At 71.0% G+C, this 1,600-nt stretch carries 1 protein-coding gene; it reads left to right on the top strand.

Annotated elements, in window-relative coordinates:
• A partial coding sequence (locus GX543_RS12660) for an SDR family NAD(P)-dependent oxidoreductase (RefSeq protein WP_290852322.1) occupies positions 1 to 1,600 on the top strand: 1,600 nt, incomplete at both ends.

Below are 1,600 nucleotides of genomic sequence, written 5' to 3'. Positions count from 1 at the left end.
TGATCGGCGTCGACCTCGACGAGGCCGAACGACTGCTGGCCCGCAACTCGGGCTGGATGGAACTCTCGGTCGTCAACTCCGCGCATATTCTGTGCGTCTCGGGCGAGCGTGGCGCGGTGCTCGGGCTCATCGCAGCCCTCGAGGCTGAAGGCAAGTTCGCCAAGGAGATTCGCGTCGCCTATCCGGCGCACACCAGCATCGTCAGCAAGTTCTCCGATACGCTCAAGACCGCATTCGACGCGCACGGCATGACCGAGTTCTTCGCGTCCCCGCAGATCCCGTGCATCGGCGCGACCCTCGGCGAGGCGATCGAGCCGACCATGCGCGTGCGCGACTACTGGTTCTGGAACCTCCGCAACCGTGTCCGCTTCGACCGCGCCGTCACGGCCGCAGCCGACGACGGCGCCGATGTGTTCATCGAGATCGCCGAGCATCCCACCCTGGTCCTGGCGCTGTCGGAGACGCTCGCGCAGCACGCGGGCACCACTATCCTCGGCACCCGTCGCCGTGAGTGCACCGATCACGGCCTCTTCACGCGTAACGTGCTCGCCGTCGCCGCGGCCGATGCCGGATTCGATTGGTCCGGCTGGGCGGTGCCCGGCCGGGTGAAAGGCCTTCCCCTCGAAGGCTTCCCGAACTCGGTGATGCGCAGGACGCACCTGTGGGCTCGGCACGACGCCGGTGCCGGCGACCGGATCAACCGACCCGGCTGGGCAGCACCCCGAACCGATCACGACGTCCGCGTTCTCGAGACCGTCTGGCAGCGTCCGGCAAGTCGCAAACTCGTTGCGCCCCAGCGGATCGCCGTCCTGGCCCCGGAGGGAGCCGATCACGAGCTGGCCGCCGCCATCTGTGAGACCGCGCCGCAGCACGGTGCCGTCGCCTGGCAGTTGCCCGTCGGCGGCGCCGACATCGGCCCGATGGATGCCGCGCTCCTGCTGCTGCCCGCGAGCACCGGCGATGTCGAGGCCGATGTGGCGGGCCTGCTCGCCGACTCCGGCTGGCGCGGGGGCCTCGCCGAGCTGCCCGCCACCATCTGGGTCGTCACCACCGGCGCCGAAACGGTGTCCGACGACGACCTCCCCGACGCAGCGCAGGCCGCCAACGTCGCCGGCCTGCGTTGCCTCGCGATCGAGAACGCGGGGGTCCGCCTCGCGCAACTCGATCTGCCCGCCGGCGGCTCGGCCGACGACGTGCTGTCCGCGGTCCACATCGCGGGGGAGTCGGCCGTCGCAATCCGCGACGGCGCGGTGTTCGTCAAACGGCTCGCCCCGGTGGAGAATCCCGTCGCCGAGGCACCCGACCTGTCGCACGTCGTCATCACCGGCGGCACCGGCCAGATCGGCCTCGTCATGGCCGAGCGCTTCGCCCGCGACGGTGCTCGGCGGATCACCCTGCTGAGCCGCAGCGGCGGAGGCGAACCCGCGCAGCGGACCGCCGCACGCGTCGCGAACCGCTTCGGCGTCGACGTCGAGATCCGGCGCTGCGACCTCACCGACGAGACCTCGGTTGCGGCCGCCGCGGCCGATCTCTTACCCGTCAGCCTGCTGGTGCACGCGGCCCTCGATTACGTCGACCGGCCGCTCGCCGAGATCACCGG

The organism is Gordonia sp. (in: high G+C Gram-positive bacteria), assembly GCF_012515855.1.
In the GTDB taxonomy this organism is placed as follows: Bacteria; Actinomycetota; Actinomycetes; order Mycobacteriales; family Mycobacteriaceae; genus Gordonia.
This window is presented reverse-complemented; position numbering and strand designations above follow the sequence as displayed.